The organism is Bacillus sp. LBG-1-113 (assembly GCF_020708615.1).
GTDB classification, from domain to species: domain Bacteria; phylum Bacillota; class Bacilli; order Bacillales; family Bacillaceae; genus Bacillus; species Bacillus mojavensis.
On sequence record NZ_JAJFDG010000001.1, the window covers coordinates 244,638 to 263,442 of the forward strand.

20 protein-coding genes, 1 tRNA gene and 1 other annotated feature are annotated in these 18,805 nt (G+C 43.7%); of the genes, 17 read left to right on the plus strand and 4 right to left on the minus strand.

All coding sequences use genetic code 11. The features are described 5' to 3' along the window. Positions 1-20: 20 nt before the first annotated feature. The gene (locus LJF29_RS01240) at positions 21-467 is read right to left on the minus strand and encodes a YslB family protein (protein WP_010335208.1); all 447 of its coding nucleotides are present in this window, start codon (positions 465-467) and stop codon (positions 21-23) included. 292 nt (positions 468-759) lie between these two features. Between LJF29_RS01240 and sdhC the strand changes: the two genes are divergently transcribed. The 12 genes from sdhC (at position 760) to LJF29_RS01300 (ending at position 9,676) form a co-directional block, all read left to right on the plus strand. Next, on the plus strand, positions 760-1,368 hold the full coding sequence (gene sdhC, locus LJF29_RS01245) for a succinate dehydrogenase cytochrome B558 (RefSeq protein WP_003237652.1): 609 nt from the start codon (positions 760-762) through the stop codon (positions 1,366-1,368). A 35-nt stretch (positions 1,369-1,403) separates the two neighbouring features. Continuing rightward, positions 1,404-3,164 (plus strand): succinate dehydrogenase flavoprotein subunit, encoded by a 1,761-nt coding sequence (gene sdhA, locus LJF29_RS01250; protein ID WP_229146565.1) that lies wholly within the window; start codon positions 1,404-1,406, stop codon positions 3,162-3,164. 2 nt (positions 3,165-3,166) lie between these two features. Then, entirely contained in the window at positions 3,167-3,928 is a 762-nt protein-coding gene (sdhB, locus tag LJF29_RS01255) for a succinate dehydrogenase iron-sulfur subunit (protein ID WP_010335203.1), read from the plus strand. 58 nt (positions 3,929-3,986) lie between these two features. Then, a complete protein-coding gene (locus LJF29_RS01260) occupies positions 3,987-4,430 on the plus strand; it encodes an acyl-CoA thioesterase (RefSeq protein ID WP_229146566.1) in 444 nt (147 codons plus the stop codon). A gap of 115 nt (positions 4,431-4,545) precedes the next feature. Then, complete coding sequence (gerE, locus tag LJF29_RS01265; RefSeq protein WP_003184172.1) at positions 4,546-4,770, plus strand: spore germination transcription factor GerE; 225 nt, start codon at positions 4,546-4,548, stop codon at positions 4,768-4,770. Between the two features lie 238 nt (positions 4,771-5,008). Then, complete coding sequence (locus LJF29_RS01270) at positions 5,009-5,449, plus strand: MarR family winged helix-turn-helix transcriptional regulator (protein WP_010335201.1); 441 nt, start codon at positions 5,009-5,011, stop codon at positions 5,447-5,449. Positions 5,450-5,456: 7 nt separating this feature from the next. Beyond that, positions 5,457-6,275 carry a glutamate racemase gene (gene racE, locus LJF29_RS01275; RefSeq protein ID WP_168748468.1) on the plus strand — a complete coding sequence of 273 codons (819 nt, stop codon included), beginning with the start codon at positions 5,457-5,459 and terminating at the stop codon, positions 6,273-6,275. 115 nt (positions 6,276-6,390) lie between these two features. Next, entirely contained in the window at positions 6,391-7,491 is a 1,101-nt protein-coding gene (gene gerM, locus LJF29_RS01280) for a spore germination protein GerM (RefSeq protein WP_029441379.1), read from the plus strand. A 110-nt stretch (positions 7,492-7,601) separates the two neighbouring features. Continuing rightward, positions 7,602-8,339 (plus strand): ribonuclease PH, encoded by a 738-nt coding sequence (gene rph, locus LJF29_RS01285; protein WP_010335199.1) that lies wholly within the window; start codon positions 7,602-7,604, stop codon positions 8,337-8,339. Positions 8,340-8,351: 12 nt separating this feature from the next. Beyond that, a complete protein-coding gene (locus LJF29_RS01290) occupies positions 8,352-8,948 on the plus strand; it encodes an XTP/dITP diphosphatase (protein ID WP_229146568.1) in 597 nt (198 codons plus the stop codon). A gap of 14 nt (positions 8,949-8,962) precedes the next feature. Continuing rightward, positions 8,963-9,472, plus strand: coding sequence for a YfcE family phosphodiesterase (locus tag LJF29_RS01295; protein WP_010335197.1), 510 nt, complete (start codon positions 8,963-8,965; stop codon positions 9,470-9,472). 130 nt (positions 9,473-9,602) lie between these two features. Then, positions 9,603-9,676 (plus strand) — tRNA-Arg (locus tag LJF29_RS01300). 54 nt (positions 9,677-9,730) lie between these two features. On the opposite strand, the gene LJF29_RS01305 is transcribed toward LJF29_RS01300, so the two are convergent. Next, positions 9,731-10,558, minus strand: a complete 828-nt coding sequence (locus LJF29_RS01305) for a YsnF/AvaK domain-containing protein (RefSeq protein ID WP_229146570.1) — start codon at positions 10,556-10,558, stop codon at positions 9,731-9,733. A gap of 217 nt (positions 10,559-10,775) precedes the next feature. Between LJF29_RS01305 and LJF29_RS01310 the strand changes: the two genes are divergently transcribed. Then, positions 10,776-12,032 (plus strand): Kelch repeat-containing protein, encoded by a 1,257-nt coding sequence (locus LJF29_RS01310; RefSeq protein WP_229146571.1) that lies wholly within the window; start codon positions 10,776-10,778, stop codon positions 12,030-12,032. A 168-nt stretch (positions 12,033-12,200) separates the two neighbouring features. Here LJF29_RS01310 and LJF29_RS01315 read toward each other — a convergent pair whose 3' ends face one another. Beyond that, positions 12,201-12,656 (minus strand): GNAT family N-acetyltransferase, encoded by a 456-nt coding sequence (locus LJF29_RS01315; RefSeq protein WP_229146573.1) that lies wholly within the window; start codon positions 12,654-12,656, stop codon positions 12,201-12,203. Between the two features lie 170 nt (positions 12,657-12,826). Then, positions 12,827-13,153, minus strand: a complete 327-nt coding sequence (cotQ, locus tag LJF29_RS01320) for an inner spore coat protein CotQ (RefSeq protein WP_229146574.1) — start codon at positions 13,151-13,153, stop codon at positions 12,827-12,829. 437 nt (positions 13,154-13,590) lie between these two features. Beyond that, positions 13,591-13,840: a binding site (T-box leader), on the plus strand. Between the two features lie 121 nt (positions 13,841-13,961). Here cotQ and ilvB point away from each other — a divergent pair. From ilvB to LJF29_RS01340, 4 genes are read left to right on the plus strand one after another with little or no spacing between them, the layout of a single operon-like run. Then, positions 13,962-15,686 carry an acetolactate synthase large subunit gene (gene ilvB / locus LJF29_RS01325; protein WP_229146575.1) on the plus strand — a complete coding sequence of 575 codons (1,725 nt, stop codon included), beginning with the start codon at positions 13,962-13,964 and terminating at the stop codon, positions 15,684-15,686. Further along, positions 15,683-16,201 (plus strand): acetolactate synthase small subunit, encoded by a 519-nt coding sequence (ilvN, locus tag LJF29_RS01330; RefSeq protein ID WP_010335192.1) that lies wholly within the window; start codon positions 15,683-15,685, stop codon positions 16,199-16,201. The genes ilvB and ilvN overlap by 4 nt, the downstream gene beginning before the upstream one ends. A gap of 23 nt (positions 16,202-16,224) precedes the next feature. After that, complete coding sequence (gene ilvC / locus LJF29_RS01335; RefSeq protein WP_229146577.1) at positions 16,225-17,253, plus strand: ketol-acid reductoisomerase; 1,029 nt, start codon at positions 16,225-16,227, stop codon at positions 17,251-17,253. Continuing rightward, positions 17,240-18,796 carry a 2-isopropylmalate synthase gene (locus tag LJF29_RS01340; RefSeq protein WP_010335190.1) on the plus strand — a complete coding sequence of 519 codons (1,557 nt, stop codon included), beginning with the start codon at positions 17,240-17,242 and terminating at the stop codon, positions 18,794-18,796. Before ilvC ends, LJF29_RS01340 begins: the two co-directional genes overlap by 14 nt. Positions 18,797-18,805: the final 9 nt, after the last annotated feature.

Below are 18,805 nucleotides of genomic sequence, written 5' to 3' on the forward strand. Positions count from 1 at the left end.
TGCAGTCACCGCCTTTTTCATTAAACAGGGTCTTTCATATCCCATTTAACAGTCAGAACCACTTTATCGGCTCTCTTTTTTACTTGTTCGTATGATTCGGCAATCTGATCATTCATCAATTGAATTTGCTCGGCGATGAAGCCAGCTTCCAGCTGAAAGCAAGGTTCTTTCTGATATTTGAGCCGATTGGAAATGATCTGTCCTTCAAGCTCGAATTCTAGCTCCTGTTTCTTTGCGCTAACGTTTGTGAGGGTTCCCCAGCCTGCTTCTTCAAAGAAAGCCGGAAATTCCTCCCATGATTCAAGAGGAAACTTTCGGGCGAGATGTTTCCCTGCCCAATACATCATGGAAGAGTAATCTTGGCCAAGCATGTCTGGGAGAACAATCTCTCGTATCAGTTCATAGGCATAGGCGTTCATTTCAATTTCTTTTAGATTATGTATTGATGCTTCATATTTAGACTTCATATCTGTCTCCCCTCTCTCCTCCGTATATTATAGCCCAAACAGGGGGGAGGATTACAGAATGATCCTGTATTTATCATGAAAAATTAAGAAAGAATTATATATTGATAAAATAAAATTTTTGAATCAACTAATCAATTCGGAAAATTAGAATTTATGTACGCGTTTTCTTGACGCCCTTTTGTGGTAGGAGTAAAATGAAATTGTCAATAAATCTTAATAAAGTGCTTACAATTGAAAGAAGTGGGGGAAGAGATTTAGCACATTTCGCACTTATCAAACAGGGGGTAAAGTAATGTCTGGGAACAGAGAGTTTTATTTTCGAAGATTGCATTCCTTGCTTGGCGTCATACCGGTCGGCATCTTTTTGATTCAGCATTTGGTCGTCAACCAGTTTGCCGCAAGGGGCGCGGAAGCATTCAATAATGCTGCTCATTTTATGGATAGTCTGCCTTTCAGGTATGCTCTGGAAATCTTTATTATCTTCTTACCTTTAATTTATCATGCAGTTTATGGTGTGTACATAGCGTTTACTGCGAAAAATAACGCAGGCCAATATAGCTATATGCGAAACTGGCTCTTTGTCCTGCAGCGTGTAACGGGTATCATCACCCTCATTTTTGTGAGCTGGCATGTGTGGGAAACACGCATTGCTGCACAGATGGGCGCTGAGGTTAATTTCGACATGATGGCGAATATCTTGAGCTCACCGGCTATGCTGGGCTTTTACATTGTAGGTGTACTATCAACCATTTTCCACTTCTCGAACGGTTTATGGTCTTTCGCTGTTACATGGGGCATCACGGTAACGCCTCGTTCTCAAAGAATTTCGACATACGTTACGCTGATTATTTTTGTTGCACTGTCTTACGTAGGCTTAAAAGCGATTTTTGCATTTGTATAAGAGAGTACTAGATTACTAGAGGGAGAGGGGCTATCATGAGTCAATCAAGCATTATCGTAGTCGGCGGGGGTCTTGCCGGCCTCATGGCGACAATTAAAGCAGCGGAATCAGGAATGGCGGTTAAGCTGTTTTCCATCGTTCCTGTGAAACGTTCTCATTCGGTTTGTGCCCAAGGCGGCATCAACGGAGCGGTCAATACAAAAGGGGAAGGTGACTCTCCGTGGGAACATTTTGACGATACTGTATACGGGGGAGACTTTCTTGCCAATCAGCCGCCGGTTAAGGCGATGTGTGAAGCGGCGCCGTCAATCATCCACTTATTAGACCGGATGGGCGTCATGTTTAACCGGACGCCTGAGGGGCTGCTTGATTTCCGCCGATTTGGGGGTACACAGCACCACAGAACAGCTTATGCAGGTGCGACGACTGGCCAGCAGCTGCTTTATGCTCTGGACGAGCAAGTGCGCAGATACGAGGTTGCAGGTCTGGTCACAAAATACGAAGGCTGGGAATTCCTTGGCGCTGTATTAGATGATGACAGAACATGCCGCGGAATTGTCGCGCAAAACCTGACAAACATGCAAATTGAATCCTTCCGTTCAGACGCTGTGATTATGGCGACGGGCGGACCGGGAATCATTTTCGGTAAATCCACAAACTCCATGATTAATACAGGGTCTGCTGCATCGATCGTTTATCAGCAGGGAGCGTATTATGCAAATGGAGAATTCATTCAGATCCACCCGACAGCCATACCGGGGGATGATAAATTAAGGCTGATGAGTGAATCTGCACGCGGTGAAGGCGGACGTGTATGGACATACAAAGACGGTAAACCGTGGTATTTCCTTGAGGAGAAATATCCTGCGTATGGAAACTTGGTGCCGCGTGATATTGCGACACGCGAAATATTTGATGTGTGTGTGAATCAGAAACTCGGCATCAACGGCGAGAATATGGTATATCTCGATCTGTCTCATAAAGATCCAAAAGAGCTTGACATTAAGCTCGGCGGCATCATTGAAATTTATGAGAAGTTTATGGGAGACGACCCGCGCAAACTTCCGATGAAAATCTTCCCTGCGGTTCATTATTCAATGGGCGGCTTATGGGTGGACTACGATCAAATGACAAATATTCCGGGACTGTTTGCCGCTGGAGAATGTGATTACTCCATGCACGGCGGCAACCGCTTGGGAGCAAACTCCCTGCTCTCCGCGATTTACGGAGGAATGGTAGCCGGACCGAATGCTGTTAAATATGTAAACGGCTTAGAATCTTCCGCAGAGGATATGTCTTCAGCGATATTCGATGCCCACGTGAAAAAAGAAGAAGATAAATGGGCTGAGATTATGAATATGGACGGAAACGAAAATGCGTACGTCCTCCATAGAGAGCTCGGGGAATGGATGACGGCGAATGTGACGGTTGTCCGCCATAATGACAAGCTGTTGAAAACAGATGACAAAATTCAGGAGCTAATGGAGCGGTTTAAAAAGATTAACATCAATGACACGACAAAATGGAGCAACCAGGGAGCTATGTTTACACGCCAGCTTTCAAACATGCTTCAGCTTGCCAGGGTAATTACACTGGGTGCTTACAACCGTAATGAAAGCAGGGGCGCCCATTATAAACCGGATTTCCCTGAGCGTAATGACGATGAATGGCTCAAAACAACAATGGCTAAACATGTAAGCCCGTATGAAGCGCCGGAGTTTGAGTATCAGGATGTCGATGTATCACTGATAACGCCTCGGAAACGGGATTACTCGAAGAAGAAGGTGGCGAAATAATCATGAGTGAGAAAAAGACCATACGATTTATTATCACACGTCAAGATACACCCGACAGCACGCCTTACGATGAAGAATTTGAGATTCCATACCGCCCGAATCTGAACGTTATTTCCGCTCTAATGGAAATCCGCCGGAATCCGGTTAACGTGAAAGGTGAAAAGACGACTCCTGTTACTTGGGATATGAACTGTCTTGAAGAAGTATGCGGCGCATGTTCAATGGTCATAAACGGAAAGCCCCGCCAGTCGTGTACGGCGCTTGTTGACCAGCTTGAACAGCCGATCCGCTTAAAACCGATGAAAACATTCCCGGTCGTGCGTGATTTGCAGGTTGACCGCAGCAGAATGTTTAATTCGCTGAAAAAAGTAAAAGCGTGGATACCGATCGACGGCACGTACGATTTAGGACCGGGACCGAGAATGCCGGAAAAACGCCGCCAGTGGGCATATGAATTATCAAAATGCATGACGTGCGGTGTCTGCCTGGAAGCCTGCCCGAATGTAAACAGCAAATCGAAATTCATGGGGCCTGCTCCGATGTCTCAGGTCCGTTTGTTTAACGCCCATCCGACAGGTGCCATGAACAAATCTGACCGGCTGGAAGCACTGATGGAAGAAGGGGGCCTTGCAGATTGCGGTAACTCGCAAAACTGCGTTCAATCCTGCCCGAAAGGCATTCCGCTGACCACTTCTATCGCTGCCTTAAACAGGGATACAAACTTACAAGCATTCCGCAATTTCTTCGGAAGCGACAGAGTATAAGAAGAAAAAACCTCTTCCGCATGGGAGAGGTTTTTTTAACAATAAGGAGATGAGTGAAATGAAGCTTCCTGCTTATATTGACATGCCGTTTCAAAAATGGAAAGAATCCTTTTCTTTTTTTAATGAAGTTTCTGTACGATTTTCTGAGACAGATATGTTTGGACATATGAATAATGTAATCCCTTTCATCTATTTTGAAGAAGCGAGGATATCTTATTTTAAACATTTGAATATGATGAAACAAAATAAGCAAACCATGACCGTCGTCGCCAGTCAGCAATGTGATTATCTGCGCCAAGTCATGCCTTATGAAGACTTGCGTATTTATGTGAAAACAAGCGCTGTAGGCAGTTCATCCCTCACTTTGCATTACCTCGGAGAAAATAGCGTAGGGGAGCCCTGCTTCACCGGAGCTGTTGTCATGGTTCAAGTGTCAAAGGAAAGCGGAAAGGCTGTCAGCTGGACGAATGAGGAGAAAGAAAAGCTTCTCCATACACCATAAACTAATTCTTCTGTAAACGTCACCTCCTGAGCCCTCCTGACATATGATATCTTGACTATATCAAAACCCATTCGTTTCAGATTCGCTCTCACCTTAGCAAGGAGGGTTACAATACTTGAAGGAGAAAGAATTTCAATCGAAGCCGCTGCTAACGAAAAGAGAAAGAGAAGTGTTCGAATTGCTCGTTCAAGATAAGACAACAAAGGAGATTGCAAGCGAGCTATTTATCAGTGAGAAAACCGTTCGAAACCATATTTCAAATGCCATGCAGAAATTGGGTGTGAAAGGGCGTTCGCAAGCCGTTGTTGAGCTTCTTAGAATGGGTGAGCTAGAGCTTTAATCCTTGCCGGTATTCCTTCTTTTCAGGAGGGAGCCGGTTATTGCTGTTTGTCTGAAAAGTTCCGAATTCCTATTTTAAACCAGGATGATACGATATAAAACGAGATTTCAATTTGCTTTCATTTGCCTAATGTCCCTCTATTTCTCGTCCCGCGAGTCTTGCATTTTCTATAGAAAAGAAGGAAAATAGACACGGAACGCTTTTGTGCGTAAGAGATCCTTGAGTGAGGGATGGACAAATGACATCAAAACCTTTGGAGCATGTTGCGGACATTGAAAAGTCGCTCCGCCACATTGCCGCGATCATTAAACAAAAAGGAAGAGAAATCCTAAACCAATACGCAATTACGCCGCCGCAATTTGTCGGTCTGCAATGGCTTTATGAATTAGGAGACATGACAATCGGCGAACTATCGGGGAAAATGTATCTGGCATGCAGCACGACGACGGATCTCATCGACCGTATGCAAAAAAATGAGCTTGTCGAGCGGGTAAAGGACCCGGCGGACAGACGTGTCGTCAGGATACACCTTCTGCCAGAAGGAGAACGCATTATCCAAGAAGTCATTACAAAAAGGCAGGAATACCTGCGTGATATGTTCGAAACGTTTACAGATGAAGAAATAGCCATCTTCGAAAAATCATTGATGAAACTGCAGCAAGAAATGAAGAGAAAATGAGGCGATTTTGTTGGAACAACCAATAGGAGTCATTGATTCCGGGGTTGGCGGGTTAACCGTTGCAAAGGAAATCATGAGACAGCTACCAAAAGAAAATATAATCTACGTAGGGGATACGAAACGGTGTCCGTACGGGCCGCGTCCTGAAGAAGAAGTGCTTCAATACACGTGGGAGCTGACAAATTATTTGTTGAAAAACCACCACATTAAGATGCTGGTGATCGCCTGCAACACCGCGACAGCAATTGCACTGGAAGACATCCAGCGCGACGTCGATATTCCGGTGGTCGGGGTGATCCAGCCTGGTGCGCGGGCAGCGATAAAAGTGACGGGAAATCAGCATATCGGTGTGATCGGCACAGAAAATACCATTAAGAGCAATGCTTATGAAGAAGCCCTTCTGGCATTAAATGCTGAACTGAAGGTTGAAAATCTTGCCTGTCCGCTGCTTGTGCCGTTTGTGGAAAGCGGAAAGTTTCTGGACAAAACAGCAGACGAGATTGTCAAAACATCACTATCTCCGTTAAAAGATACATCGATTGACTCGCTGATTTTAGGCTGCACCCATTACCCTATTTTAAAAGACGCGATTCAAAGATATATGGGAGAGCATGTAAATATTATTTCGTCAGGCGATGAAACAGCCCGGGAAGTAAGTACGATTCTATCGTATAAAGGACTGCTGAATCAATCTTCGTTTACCCCGAATCATCAATTCCTGACTACAGGAGAACGGGATCAGTTTGCGAAAATAGCAGATGACTGGTTTGGCCATGAAGTAGGTCACGTAGAATGCATCTCTTTGCGAGAACCAATCAGAAGATAGTTTTGCCCCGCAACGGCGTGTTGCGGGTTTTTTGTGTTTTTAATGGAATTCATCGGTCTATTTCCCGCTGAGGCTCGTATACATAGTAGTACAAACAGCCTTAGGAGGGAAAAGTATGCTGAAAAAAGGACCTGCAGTCATTGGTGCCACTTGTCTCACCTCTGCCTTGCTTTTATCCGGGTGCGGTTTATTTCAATCCGATAAGACAGCCGAGGAAATCGATCCGCCTCAAGACGTTACATACGTAAATGATGAAGCGGGGACCGATTCAAATACAACAGCAGCCGAAAAAACAAAAAATGAAAAAAGTGATACCGAAAAAGCGAATCAGGACTCTTCTACAGTGATGAGGGAGCTTTATCTCATTGATAAAAACGGTTATGTCGTTGCGCAAACGATGCCTCTTCCGAAAAGTGAAGGAACGGCTAAGCAGGCGCTTGAATACCTTGTGCAGGGCGGGCCTGTGTCAGAGATTCTGCCGAATGGCTTCAGAGCCGTTTTGCCGGCTGACACAACTGTTAACGTAGACATCAAAAAAGATGGCACTGCTATAGCGGACTTCTCGAAAGAATTTAAAAACTATAAGAAGGAAGATGAACAGAAAATCGTCCAATCGGTGACGTGGACGCTGACTCAATTCAGTTCAATTGATAAAGTGAAGCTGAGAATCAACGGCCATGAACTGAAGGAGATGCCTGTAGGCGGCACGCCGATCTCAGACGATTTAAGCCGTAAGGACGGGATTAATTTGGAAACTGCCGGCGTCAATGATCTCACAGCTACACATCCGCTGACAGTCTATTATTTAGCGGAAAACGATGACAGTGAATATTACGTGCCGGTAACAAAACGAATTGACAATTCTAAAACAGACGACATTACAGCGGCTATTAATGAACTGGCTGAGGGCCCGAGCAAGGCGAGCGGCCTGTTGACGGATTTCAGCGAAGATGTGAAGCTGGTCAGTAAGCCGAAAATCAAAGATGGACGTGTAACGCTAGATTTTAATCAATCCATTTTCGGAAGCGCCGATGAAAAGACGAAAATGATTTCTTCAGAAGTGCTCAACAGCATTGTGCTGACTTTAACAGAGCAGCCGGATGTAAAAAGCGTATCCGTTAAAGTGAACGGGAAAGCCGAACTCGTGAACGAAAAAGGCGAAAAACTTTCAGAAGCGGTATCCAGACCGTCTCAAGTGAATACGGGTAGTTTTTAAATTGGGATTTTTGATATACTAGAAAGAAAGAGGTTAGCGTTCCGGCTGCCTCTTTCTTTATTCAATTCCGGGACAAAAATGGTTTATGTACATACAATCGGAGGTAAAACATGAGACATGACGGAAGACAACATGATGAGCTGCGTCCAATTACATTTGATTTGGACTTTATCAGCCATCCGGAAGGGTCTGTTCTAATAACAGCGGGAAATACAAAAGTAATCTGCAACGCATCTGTAGAGGACCGCGTACCACCGTTTTTGCGGGGCGGAGGCAAAGGGTGGATTACAGCTGAGTACAGCATGCTGCCGCGGGCTACAAATCAAAGAACGATCAGAGAATCTTCCAAAGGGAAAATTTCCGGCAGAACGATGGAAATTCAGCGTTTGATCGGCCGCGCGCTTCGGGCAGTCGTTGATTTAGAGAAACTGGGTGAACGTACGATTTGGATTGACTGTGACGTCATTCAGGCGGACGGAGGAACAAGAACGGCTTCCATTACCGGAGCATATCTTGCCATGGCGATTGCAATTGGCAAGCTGCTCAAAGCGGGAACGATTAAAACAAACCCGCTCACTGATTTCCTGGCAGCGATTTCTGTCGGAATTGATAAAGAGCAGGGAATTTTGTTAGATTTAAATTATGAAGAAGATTCTGCTGCTGAAGTTGATATGAATGTCATCATGACAGGCAGCGGCCGCTTTGTGGAGCTTCAGGGAACAGGGGAAGAGGCAACCTTTTCACGTGAGGATCTGAATGGCCTTCTCAGTCTTGCAGAAAAAGGCATTCAGGAACTGATTGACAAGCAAAAAGAAGTACTGGGCGATTCTCTTCCAGAACTGAAATAATGACAGAAAGGCTTGATCATCATGAAAGAAGCAATTATTGCGACTCACAATCCGGGAAAAGTGAAGGAGTTTAAAGAAATCCTTGAGCCGAGAGGGTACGAGGTAAAATCATTAGCTGAAATCGGATTTGCAGAAGAGATAGAAGAAACAGGCCATACGTTTGAAGAAAATGCGATTCTAAAAGCGGAAGCGGTGGCAAAAGCAGTGAACAAAATGGTCATTGCAGACGACTCGGGTTTGTCCGTTGATAATTTAGGAGGCCGCCCCGGCGTCTATTCAGCACGCTATGCAGGGGAACAGAAAGATGACCAGGCGAATATCGATAAAGTGCTGAGCGAGCTGAAAGGCATCGAAAAAGAGCAGCGTACGGCCCGTTTTCGCTGCGCGCTTGCCGTGAGTATTCCGGGAGAGGAAACAAAAACTGTTGAGGGGCATGTTGAAGGGTATATTGCCGAGGAGCCGAAAGGAGAATACGGCTTTGGCTATGACCCCATCTTTATCGTCAAAGATAAAGATAAGACAATGGCAGAGCTGACAAGTGATGAAAAAAATAAAATCAGCCACAGGGCTGACGCACTTAAAAAGCTGTCGAAGCTCTTGGAGGCATAAGGGGGAGCGTATATATGAACGTGCTGATTATCAGTGACAGCCATGGACTTGAAGAAGAACTCCAAACCATCGCGAAACGTCATGAAGCGGATGTTGATCTCATGATTCATTGCGGAGACTCTGAGCTTGAAACCGGCCATCCGGCGTTAGAGCCTTATTCCGTTGTAAAAGGCAATTGTGATTTTATCGGCGATTTTAAGGACGAGCTCCTGCTGACGGCCGGTTCTAAAAAAATATTGGTTACGCATGGACACCTTCATGGTATTAAACAGACCTTGCTAAACGTATACTATCGTGCAGAGGAGCTTGGAGCGGAAATCATTTGCTTCGGGCATTCACACATCGCAGGAAGCGAAATGCTGCGCGGAAAACTGATGATTAATCCAGGCAGCATCCGCCTTCCAAGGGTGCGCAGCACAGAAAGCTATGCTATACTGTCTTTAGAAAATGATACAGCAACAGTGCGTTTTTATAACCAAGCAGGCGATGAAATCATTGATTTGCAACACCGTGTAACCCTATGAAATATCACATGAGGAAGAAAATTTTCTTCCTCATGAAAAAAATTCTAAAAAACCGTTGACTTATCATTGCAACCCATATATAATAAATCTTGTCGCTGATAGTTAAAGCGAAAACAAAAAAACAAAACGTGTCCCAGTAGCTCAGCTGGATAGAGCAACGGCCTTCTAAGCCGTCGGTCGGGAGTTCGAATCTCTCCTGGGACGTACCAAGAAAAAACCTCAAATCCTTTAAGGATTTGAGGTTTTTGTTTATGATGCTTATTTGTTATTTAACGTATCATCATCCAGGTCGCGGACATTTCCTTCTTTATTCAGACGAGGTTCTTCTTTTTTTACAGTTTCAGAAATATGCTCATTTTCTTCGACAGTCCGTTTCCCGATAACCACTTCATCCGTAACAACGGGTTTTTTGGTCACTTCAAGCTTTTCCTCAACGATAGGAACTCTGACCGTTTCTGAGTCATTTACGGGAGAAGCGTCTGCCGTGTTTTCATCCACCGGACGGCGTTCAACGTAAATTTCATCATGTCTTACCGGAATGTCTATATCTCTTTGTTCTGTTTTGACTTCTTTTCCGATTTCCACTTCACCGATTTGGATATCTTCTTTATCCACTTTCAGCTGTTCTTCTCGAAGCGGCAGGGTCTTTTCTTCTTTTGTTGTATAATCCACTGTCTCATTTGCATTTGCAAAGCCGCCTGAAAGGGCATTGCCATTATCAATAGGCGTATCTAAGTCTGCGTCTGTATCAACGGCTACGAGAAGCTTTCCGTCATCCAGATCCTCTTGATACTTGTCTATTTCATCATTTGAGATATCCAGATCTGATAATGCTTTGCTGTGTGCGCCTGTATCATCCATTGTGAAATAATCTTTCAGTTTATCGAAAAAGGATTCAGAATCACTATCATTTGCTTCAAGGGCTTGATTTACTTCTGTCCCTGTACGAGATTCGAGATAATCGGTATCCCGGCGATTTGTGACAACAGAAATATCGTCAGAATCATACCCCTTTGTTAGTAAGCCTTCAATCACTGCAATGGTCTCTTGTGGAGTTTCGTATACACCAACTACACTTTTTGTCATATTAATCTCCTCCTTTATGAATTTGCATTATATCGTTCATGTCGTTTGTAATTCCCGCTGTTCTTAAAAATAAACAAGATTGAAAACATCCGAGTTTTTTTAGAGAAAACTCGTATTATAATTTCCTGAAAAATGAATATACAGGAAAAGATATAAAAAAATCGTAGTCTTGCCGATATTTGTTATGTGAAACAATTAAATAAAGGAGTGTTTTCTTTTGAAAAAATGGTTCATTGTTTTTTTCTTATTCGTGATTACGCTGTTTCAATCGCTCCAAACCGTTCGCGCGGAAACAGTTGAATGGAAAGAAAGAGCAGATTTGCCTGAGCCGCGTGTCGGCGCAAGCAGCGGTGTAGTTGATGGAAAGATATATGTGATAGGTGGCGGAACTGTAAAACCAGGTACTTATGGGAATCAAACGTTTGTCTATGATCCTAAAACAAATGAATGGACAAGAAAAGCCGACATGCCCACAGCGAGGGGGGGAGCTGCATCAGTTACTGTAGATGGGAAAATTTATGTCTTGGGCGGAATGTCAAACGATGGAGCTGTCAACACAATAGAAGTATATGATCCAAAAAAAGACACGTGGGAAAAATTAGATGATCTTCCTTTTGAAAGAAAGGTTCCAGCCTATCAAATATACGCTGAAGTTATAGGAAAGAAAATTTACGTGGTAGGCTTCGAAAATAGGTTTGATGGAACCACTTACAGTTATGATCTCGAAACGAAGAAATGGGAGAAAAAACAGATATTGAAAAATTATGAGGTAACTGGAGCTTCTACAGCAGTAATTGATAATAAACTATATTTACTTGGCGGAACGCATTATAATCCCCAAATCGTTTATGTTTATGATCCAGAAAAAGATACGTGGGTAAAAAATGGTACCGGATTCACAGCAGGGTATTATTCTGCTCTTGCTTACAAAGGAAAAATTCTGATGACTGGAGGTGTAAACCGAATTAAGGTGTACGATCCTAAAAGTCAATCAGTTACAGCCGTGACAAATCCGAAAGCTTTATACAGAATGGTGCATTCTTCTGTCATTATTGATGATACACTTTACGTAATTGGTGGAAGAGAAGAAAATTCCAGTTTTGGTGGATATGCAAATTCTAAAATTAAATCGGTTATATCTATTTCGTTAAAAGATTTAAATATACCATCCGATTCAGAGGAAACTCCGGGAGATAAGGATAAAGAATCAACAACACCTTCTGAGGATAATTCAGCAGAAGACGGAGACGCCCTCCTTGTTATTACAATGGTAAACGGTTTGCAAAAAGAATATCAGCTGTCCATGAAAGAAGTGAACGGTTTCCTCAAATGGTATAAGCAGCGTGATGCTGGAGAGGGACCGGGCTTTTATGAAATTGATGAGCATGACAACAACAAAGGGCCTTTTGAAAGTAAAAAGGATTATGTTGTGTTTAAAAATATTTTGATGTATGAAGTGAATAAATATAAATAATAATTCAATCATCCAGTACAATGCTGGATGGTTTTTTTGTGTGATAAGCAATCGAGAAAGTTGTCTATAAATGTAAGATGCTGCCTAGATAGCAGAAGATGAATTGTAACCACAAAAAAAGACAGATAAGACAGAAACATAGTCCTGCACTTATCTATCCTCTATATTTCATAATTCCTTTGTCATAAACACGCTGCTCGGATCTTCCGTATAGTCTGCAAACGGCTGGCAATACCGGAATCCGAAGCTTTCATAAAGTTTTCTTGCCGGCTCGAAAGAAGTCATCGACCCCGTTTCTAAACTCAAGCGCTGATAGCCGCGCCGCTTGGCTTCTTCTATAATGTGCTGAAGAACTTTGCTGGCGACGCCCTTTCTTAAATGGGAAGAAGAGGTTCGCATCGACTTAATTTCTCCGTGCCGGCGGTCCAGTTCTTTTAGTGCTCCGCAGCCGGCTAATTTATTGTCGTCCCATGCGCTCCAAAATGTAATCTCAGGTTTTTTCAGCTTTTCTATGTCCAGGGCATGAATACTTTCAGCCGGAGACATGAGAGTCATGCTATGTAAATGCTCACTTACTAATTCGATCACTTGATGTCCGGTCAAATCATCTACTTTAATATGCAAAATGAATTCCTCCTCAAAAACCGTCACTGTGAACATACTTATCCTTTATCTTAAAATATATCCTTTTTGCTTCCAAATAGTAAGATAGGAAACCTCACATTCTATTAGCTTTATTTAAAGATGAATAAATTAATAAGTGCCGAACATAGATGTTCGGCACCTGATGATATTTAATATCGAAATCCTCCGTGTACACCAGATGCTCCGCTGAACCCTCCGGCGTGCGTCGCCGGGATACTAAAACCGCCGCCATGGCCGCTATAGCCGGCACCTGAAAATTGCTGCCCGTAAAATCCTGAAGCATATGGAAATGAAGAGTACATAGCAGAGGGGGTGCTAAGCGGGCTGTATGCCTGGCTGAACGGCTGTCCGTATCCAAAGCCTCCATATGGCTGGTGGCCTTGCTGATAAAAGCCAGGGGCTGCCGGATAAAATGGCTGGGGAAAGCTTGGAAAACCCCCGGGAAATCCTTGGATGTCTGCAAATGATTTATTCATCGTATCACCTTTTCTTTGCAAGATAACACCAGTGTATGACGAAAAATAATGAAAGAGCCTATCCGAACTGAAATTGTTTTTTGCCAGAAGATCTTCCGTATATACGTCTCCTCGAAACAAAAACACGTCATATTATGTGACATGTTTATATGAAATTGAAAAATTCGAGTGTAAACTTGATAGATTAATAAAAAAATTACAAAAACTTTTATCTTTTGAAATTCCTTATATACCAATAATGAAAGCGTATACAGTATAGTTTGATTAATCTAAATTGTCTAATAATTTTAAAAAATGCTGTTGACACTGCGTCCAAAGCGGCGTAATATGAGTTCAACAAAAGATAAACGCAAGTTTCACAAGCACAAATGATTGCAATAGGATACTAAAAAAATGATCTTATTGGACGGCAGAATAGATGTTCAAGAGACTGAATATGAAAAGCGCAGATGAGGATAAGTAGCCTTGAAAAAGCTTTCCACAGAGAACCGGATTAGCTGAGAACCGGCGAAGCTTTACAAGGTGAACTCGCCTCAGAGTGCCAGTCTGAAATCACAGTAGGACTTGGCCGGGTGAACGATGATGTTTACTCGTTATTAAAACGGATAGGAATATCCATGAGACGGCCGTATCAAAGGCCGTAAACAAGGGTGGTACCGCGGAAAGAAGAGCCTTTTCGCCCCTTTTGGCTATCGCATTCACTGCGCGGCTGATTGTGGGCGGAAGGGCTTTTTTTATTGAATAATCAGCTATAAAGCTAATAATTGATGATCTTTAGAGGATGAAAATCCAAAAGGAGGAACTAAAAATGGGGACTAATGTACAGGTGGATTCAGCATCTGCCAAATGTACACAGACGATGAGCGGAGCGTTAATGCTGATTGAATCATTAAAGAAAGAAAAAGTAGAAATGATATTCGGTTATCCGGGCGGAGCTGTACTTCCGATCTACGATAAGCTGTACAATTCGGGAATGGTACATATCCTTCCCCGACACGAGCAAGGCGCTATTCATGCAGCGGAAGGATACGCGAGAGTTTCTGGAAAACCAGGAGTCGTTATTGCGACATCAGGTCCGGGAGCGACAAACCTTGTTACTGGACTTGCGGATGCTATGATTGATTCACTGCCTTTAGTCGTCTTTACAGGACAGGTGGCAACCTCCGTTATCGGCACCGACGCTTTTCAGGAAGCGGACATTTTAGGAATTACAATGCCGGTTACAAAACACAGCTATCAGGTCCGCCATCCGGAAGATCTGCCGCGCATCATTAAAGAAGCATTCCATATTGCGACAACGGGAAGACCGGGGCCTGTACTAATCGATATTCCGAAAGATGTTGCAACAATTGAAGGGGAATTCAGCTATGATCACGAGATGAATCTCCCGGGATATCAGCCGACAACGGAGCCGAATTATTTGCAGATCCGCAAGCTTGTGGAAGCCGTAAGCAGCGCAAAGAAACCGGTTATCCTAGCGGGCGCGGGCGTATTGCACGGAAAAGCGTCAGAAGAATTAAAAAATTATGCCGAGCAGCAGCAAATTCCGGTCGTACACACGCTTTTAGGGCTCGGGGGGTTCCCGGCAGACCATCCGCTTTTCTTAGGAATGGCGGGTATGCACGGCACTTATACAGCGAACATGGCCCTTCATGACTGTGATCTATTAATCAGTATCGGCGCCCGTTTTGATGACCGCGTCACCGGAAACCTGAAGCATTTTGCGAGAAACGCAAAGATTGCCCACATTGATATTGATCCGGCTGAAATCGGAAAAATCATGAAAACACAGATTCCGGTTGTCGGCGACAGCAAAGTTGTCCTGCAAGAGCTGATCAAACAAAACGGCAAACAAGGCGATTCAAGCGAATGGAAAAAACAGCTTGCCGAGTGGAAAGAAGAGTATCCGCTCTGGTATGTAGACAACGAAGAAGAAGGCTTTAAACCTCAGAAACTGATTAAGTACATTCATCAATTTACAAAGGGCGAAGCCATTGTCGCAACGGATGTCGGCCAGCATCAAATGTGGTCAGCACAATTTTATCCGTTCAAAAAGGCAGATAAATGGGTGACATCAGGCGGTCTTGGAACGATGGGTTTCGGCCTTCCGGCAGCGATTGGCGCACAGCTGGCCGATAAAGATGCAACCGTGGTGGCGGTGCTTGGAGACGGCGGTTTTCAAATGACGCTTCAGGAACTTGATGTTATTCGCGAATTGAATCTGCCGGTTAAAGTTGTGATCTTGAATAACGCTTGTCTCGGAATGGTAAGACAGTGGCAGGAAATTTTCTATGAAGAGCGTTATTCAGAATCTAAATTCGCTTCACAGCCTGACTTTGTCAAATTGTCAGAAGCATACGGCATTAAAGGCATCAGAATCTCCTCTGATGCAGAAGCGAAGGAAAAGCTGGAAGAGGCATTAACATCAAAAGAACCGGTTGTCATTGACGTTCGGGTTGCCAGTGAAGAAAAAGTATTCCCGATGGTGGCTCCGGGGAAAGGGCTGCATGAAATGGTGGGGGTGAAACCTTGAAAAGAATTATCACATTGACTGTGGTGAACCGCTCCGGCGTGTTAAACCGGATCACCGGTCTATTTACAAAAAGACACTACAACATTGAAAGCATTACAGTTGGACACACAGAAACAACTGGCGTTTCCAGAATCACCTTTGTCGTTCACGTTGAAGGAGAAAATGATGTTGAACAACTGACAAAACAGCTTAACAAACAAATTGATGTGCTGAAAGTCACTGACATCACAAATCAATCAATTGTCCAAAGGGAGCTGGCCTTAATCAAGGTCGTTTCCGCACCGTCAACGAGGACAGAGATTAACGGAATGATAGAGCCGTTCAGAGCTTCTGTCGTTGACGTCAGCAGAGACAGCATCGTTGTACAGGTGACTGGCGAATCGAACAAAATTGAAGCGCTGATTGAATTACTAAAGCCTTATGGAATCAAAGAAATTGCGAGAACAGGTACAACGGCTTTTGCGAGGGGCACTCAGCAAAAGGCGTCATCCAATAAAACAATATCTATTGTATAAAACATAACAAGGGAGAGATTGAAATGGTAAAAGTATATTATAACGGTGATATCAAAGAGAACGTATTGGCTGGGAAAACAGTAGCGATTATCGGCTATGGCTCACAAGGGCATGCACATGCGCTGAACCTGAAAGAAAGCGGAATTGACGTGATTGTCGGTGTCAGACAAGGAAAATCTTTCACTCAGGCGCAAGAAGACGGACATCGAGTATTTACAGTAAAAGAAGCTGCGGCTCAAGCTGAAATCATTATGGTTCTTCTTCCGGATGAACAGCAGCAAAAAGTATATGAAGATGAAATCAAAGATGAGCTGACTGCAGGCAAATCATTGGTCTTCGCTCACGGATTTAACGTTCATTTCCACCAAATTGTTCCTCCGGCAGATGTTGACGTATTCTTGGTAGCGCCTAAAGGTCCTGGACATTTGGTTAGAAGAACATATGAGCAGGGAGCAGGCGTACCGGCGTTGTTCGCGATCTATCAGGATGTGACAGGTGAAGCGAAAGATAAAGCTTTGGCATATGCAAAAGGAATTGGCGGAGCAAGAGCAGGCGTTTTGGAAACGACATTTAAAGAAGAAACAGAAACGGATCTGTTCGGTGAGCAAGCTGTACTTTGCGGAGGATTAACGTCCCTGGTAAAAGCTGGTTTTGAAACATTAACTGAAGCTGGTTATCAGCCGGAACTCGCATATTTTGAATGTCTTCATGAGCTGAAATTAATCGTTGACCTGATGTATGAAGAAGGATTGGCAGGCATGAGATACTCTATTTCTGATACTGCTCAATGGGGAGACTTCGTATCCGGGCCGCGTGTTGTAGACGCAAAAGTAAAAGAATCAATGAAAGAAGTCTTAAAAGACATCCAAGACGGAACATTTGCAAAAGAGTGGATCGTAGAAAACCAAGTAAACCGTCCTCGTTTCAACGCAATCAATACGAGCGAAAACGAACATCAAATCGAAGTGGTGGGAAGAAAGCTTCGTGAAATGATGCCGTTTGTCAAACAAGGCAAGAAGAAGGAAGCGGTGGTCTCCGTTGCGCAAAATTAATTTTTTCGATACGACGCTTCGTGATGGTGAACAGTCCCCTGGTGTGAACTTAAATACACAGGAGAAACTTGCCATAGCAAAGCAGCTCGAAAGACTCGGGGCAGATATCATTGAAGCGGGATTTCCCGCTTCGTCCCGAGGTGACTTTTTAGCTGTGCAGGAAATCGCAAAAACCATTAAAAATTGTTCTGTGACAGGTCTTGCCCGCTGTGTAAAAGGTGATATTGATGCTGCATGGGAAGCGTTAAAAGACGGTGCTCAGCCAAGAATTCACGTCTTCATTGCCACATCGGACATTCATTTAAAACACAAGCTGAAAATGACGCGTGAACAGGTCATTGAAAGAGCGGTTGAAATGGTGAAATACGCAAAAGAGCGTTTCCCGATTGTTCAATGGTCTGCTGAGGATGCCTGCCGAACTGAACTGCCGTTTTTAGCAGAAATCGTAGAAAAAGTGATTGACGCAGGGGCTACTGTCATCAACCTTCCGGATACAGTCGGCTATTTGGCTCCGGCTGAATACGGGAATATCTTTAAATATATGAAAGAGAACGTTCCAAACATACATCAAGCAAAGCTGTCAGCTCACTGCCACGATGATTTGGGAATGGCAGTCGCCAATTCTCTCTCAGCGATCGAAAATGGCGCTGATCAAATTGAATGTGCGATTAACGGAATTGGTGAAAGAGCCGGAAACGCTGCATTAGAGGAAATCGCAGTTGCCCTTCATACCAGAAAAGATTTCTATCAAGTCGAAACAGGCATTACGCTAAATGAAATAAAACGCACTAGTGATTTAGTAAGTAAGTTCACAGGTATGGTTGTTCCGCGAAATAAAGCGGTAGTGGGCGACAATGCATTTGCTCATGAATCAGGCATCCACCAGGACGGCTTCTTAAAAGAAAAATCAACATACGAAATTATTTCACCAGAGCTTGTCGGTGTAACGGCAGATGCGCTTGTCCTAGGCAAGCATTCAGGACGCCATGCATTTAAAGACCGGCTGACAGCATTGGGATTCCAATTTGATAGTGAAGAGATTAATAAGTTCTTTACGATGTTTAAAGAGTTGACTGAGAAGAAAAAAGAAATCACGGATGAGGATCTTGTCTCTCTTATTTTAGAAGAAAAAGTAACAGACCGCAAGATTGGGTATGAATTTCTTTCTCTGCAAGTCCATTATGGAACATCTCAGGTCCCTACAGCTACGGTTTCTTTGAAAAATCAAGAAAACGCCCAGCTTATTCAGGAAGCGGCTACAGGAGCCGGTAGCGTGGAAGCGATATACAATACCCTTGAACGCTGTATCGATAAAGATGTGGAGCTCTTAGACTACCGCATTCAGTCTAATAGAAAGGGCGAAGACGCATTTGCCCAGGTTTATGTAAGAGTAGTAGTAAACGGAAAAGAATCCGCAGGGCGGGGCATAGCGCAAGACGTATTAGAAGCTTCGGCGAAAGCCTATCTGAACGCAGTCAACCGTCAATTGGTTTTCCAGTCTAATATGAACGGACTGCAAAACCATACAGCTGTCGGATCATAATAGAAAGGA

Coding starts and splice junctions, on each gene's coding strand:
- LJF29_RS01240 (WP_010335208.1), bottom strand. CDS start 467: ATGAAGTCTAAATATGAAGCATCAATACATAATCTAAAAGAAATTGAA.
- sdhC (WP_003237652.1), top strand. CDS start 760: ATGTCTGGGAACAGAGAGTTTTATTTTCGAAGATTGCATTCCTTGCTT.
- sdhA (WP_229146565.1), top strand. CDS start 1,404: ATGAGTCAATCAAGCATTATCGTAGTCGGCGGGGGTCTTGCCGGCCTC.
- sdhB (WP_010335203.1), top strand. CDS start 3,167: ATGAGTGAGAAAAAGACCATACGATTTATTATCACACGTCAAGATACA.
- LJF29_RS01260 (WP_229146566.1), top strand. CDS start 3,987: ATGAAGCTTCCTGCTTATATTGACATGCCGTTTCAAAAATGGAAAGAA.
- LJF29_RS01270 (WP_010335201.1), top strand. CDS start 5,009: ATGACATCAAAACCTTTGGAGCATGTTGCGGACATTGAAAAGTCGCTC.
- gerM (WP_029441379.1), top strand. CDS start 6,391: ATGCTGAAAAAAGGACCTGCAGTCATTGGTGCCACTTGTCTCACCTCT.
- rph (WP_010335199.1), top strand. CDS start 7,602: ATGAGACATGACGGAAGACAACATGATGAGCTGCGTCCAATTACATTT.
- LJF29_RS01295 (WP_010335197.1), top strand. CDS start 8,963: ATGAACGTGCTGATTATCAGTGACAGCCATGGACTTGAAGAAGAACTC.
- LJF29_RS01305 (WP_229146570.1), bottom strand. CDS start 10,558: ATGACAAAAAGTGTAGTTGGTGTATACGAAACTCCACAAGAGACCATT.
- cotQ (WP_229146574.1), bottom strand. CDS start 13,153: ATGAATAAATCATTTGCAGACATCCAAGGATTTCCCGGGGGTTTTCCA.
- ilvB (WP_229146575.1), top strand. CDS start 13,962: ATGGGGACTAATGTACAGGTGGATTCAGCATCTGCCAAATGTACACAG.
- ilvC (WP_229146577.1), top strand. CDS start 16,225: ATGGTAAAAGTATATTATAACGGTGATATCAAAGAGAACGTATTGGCT.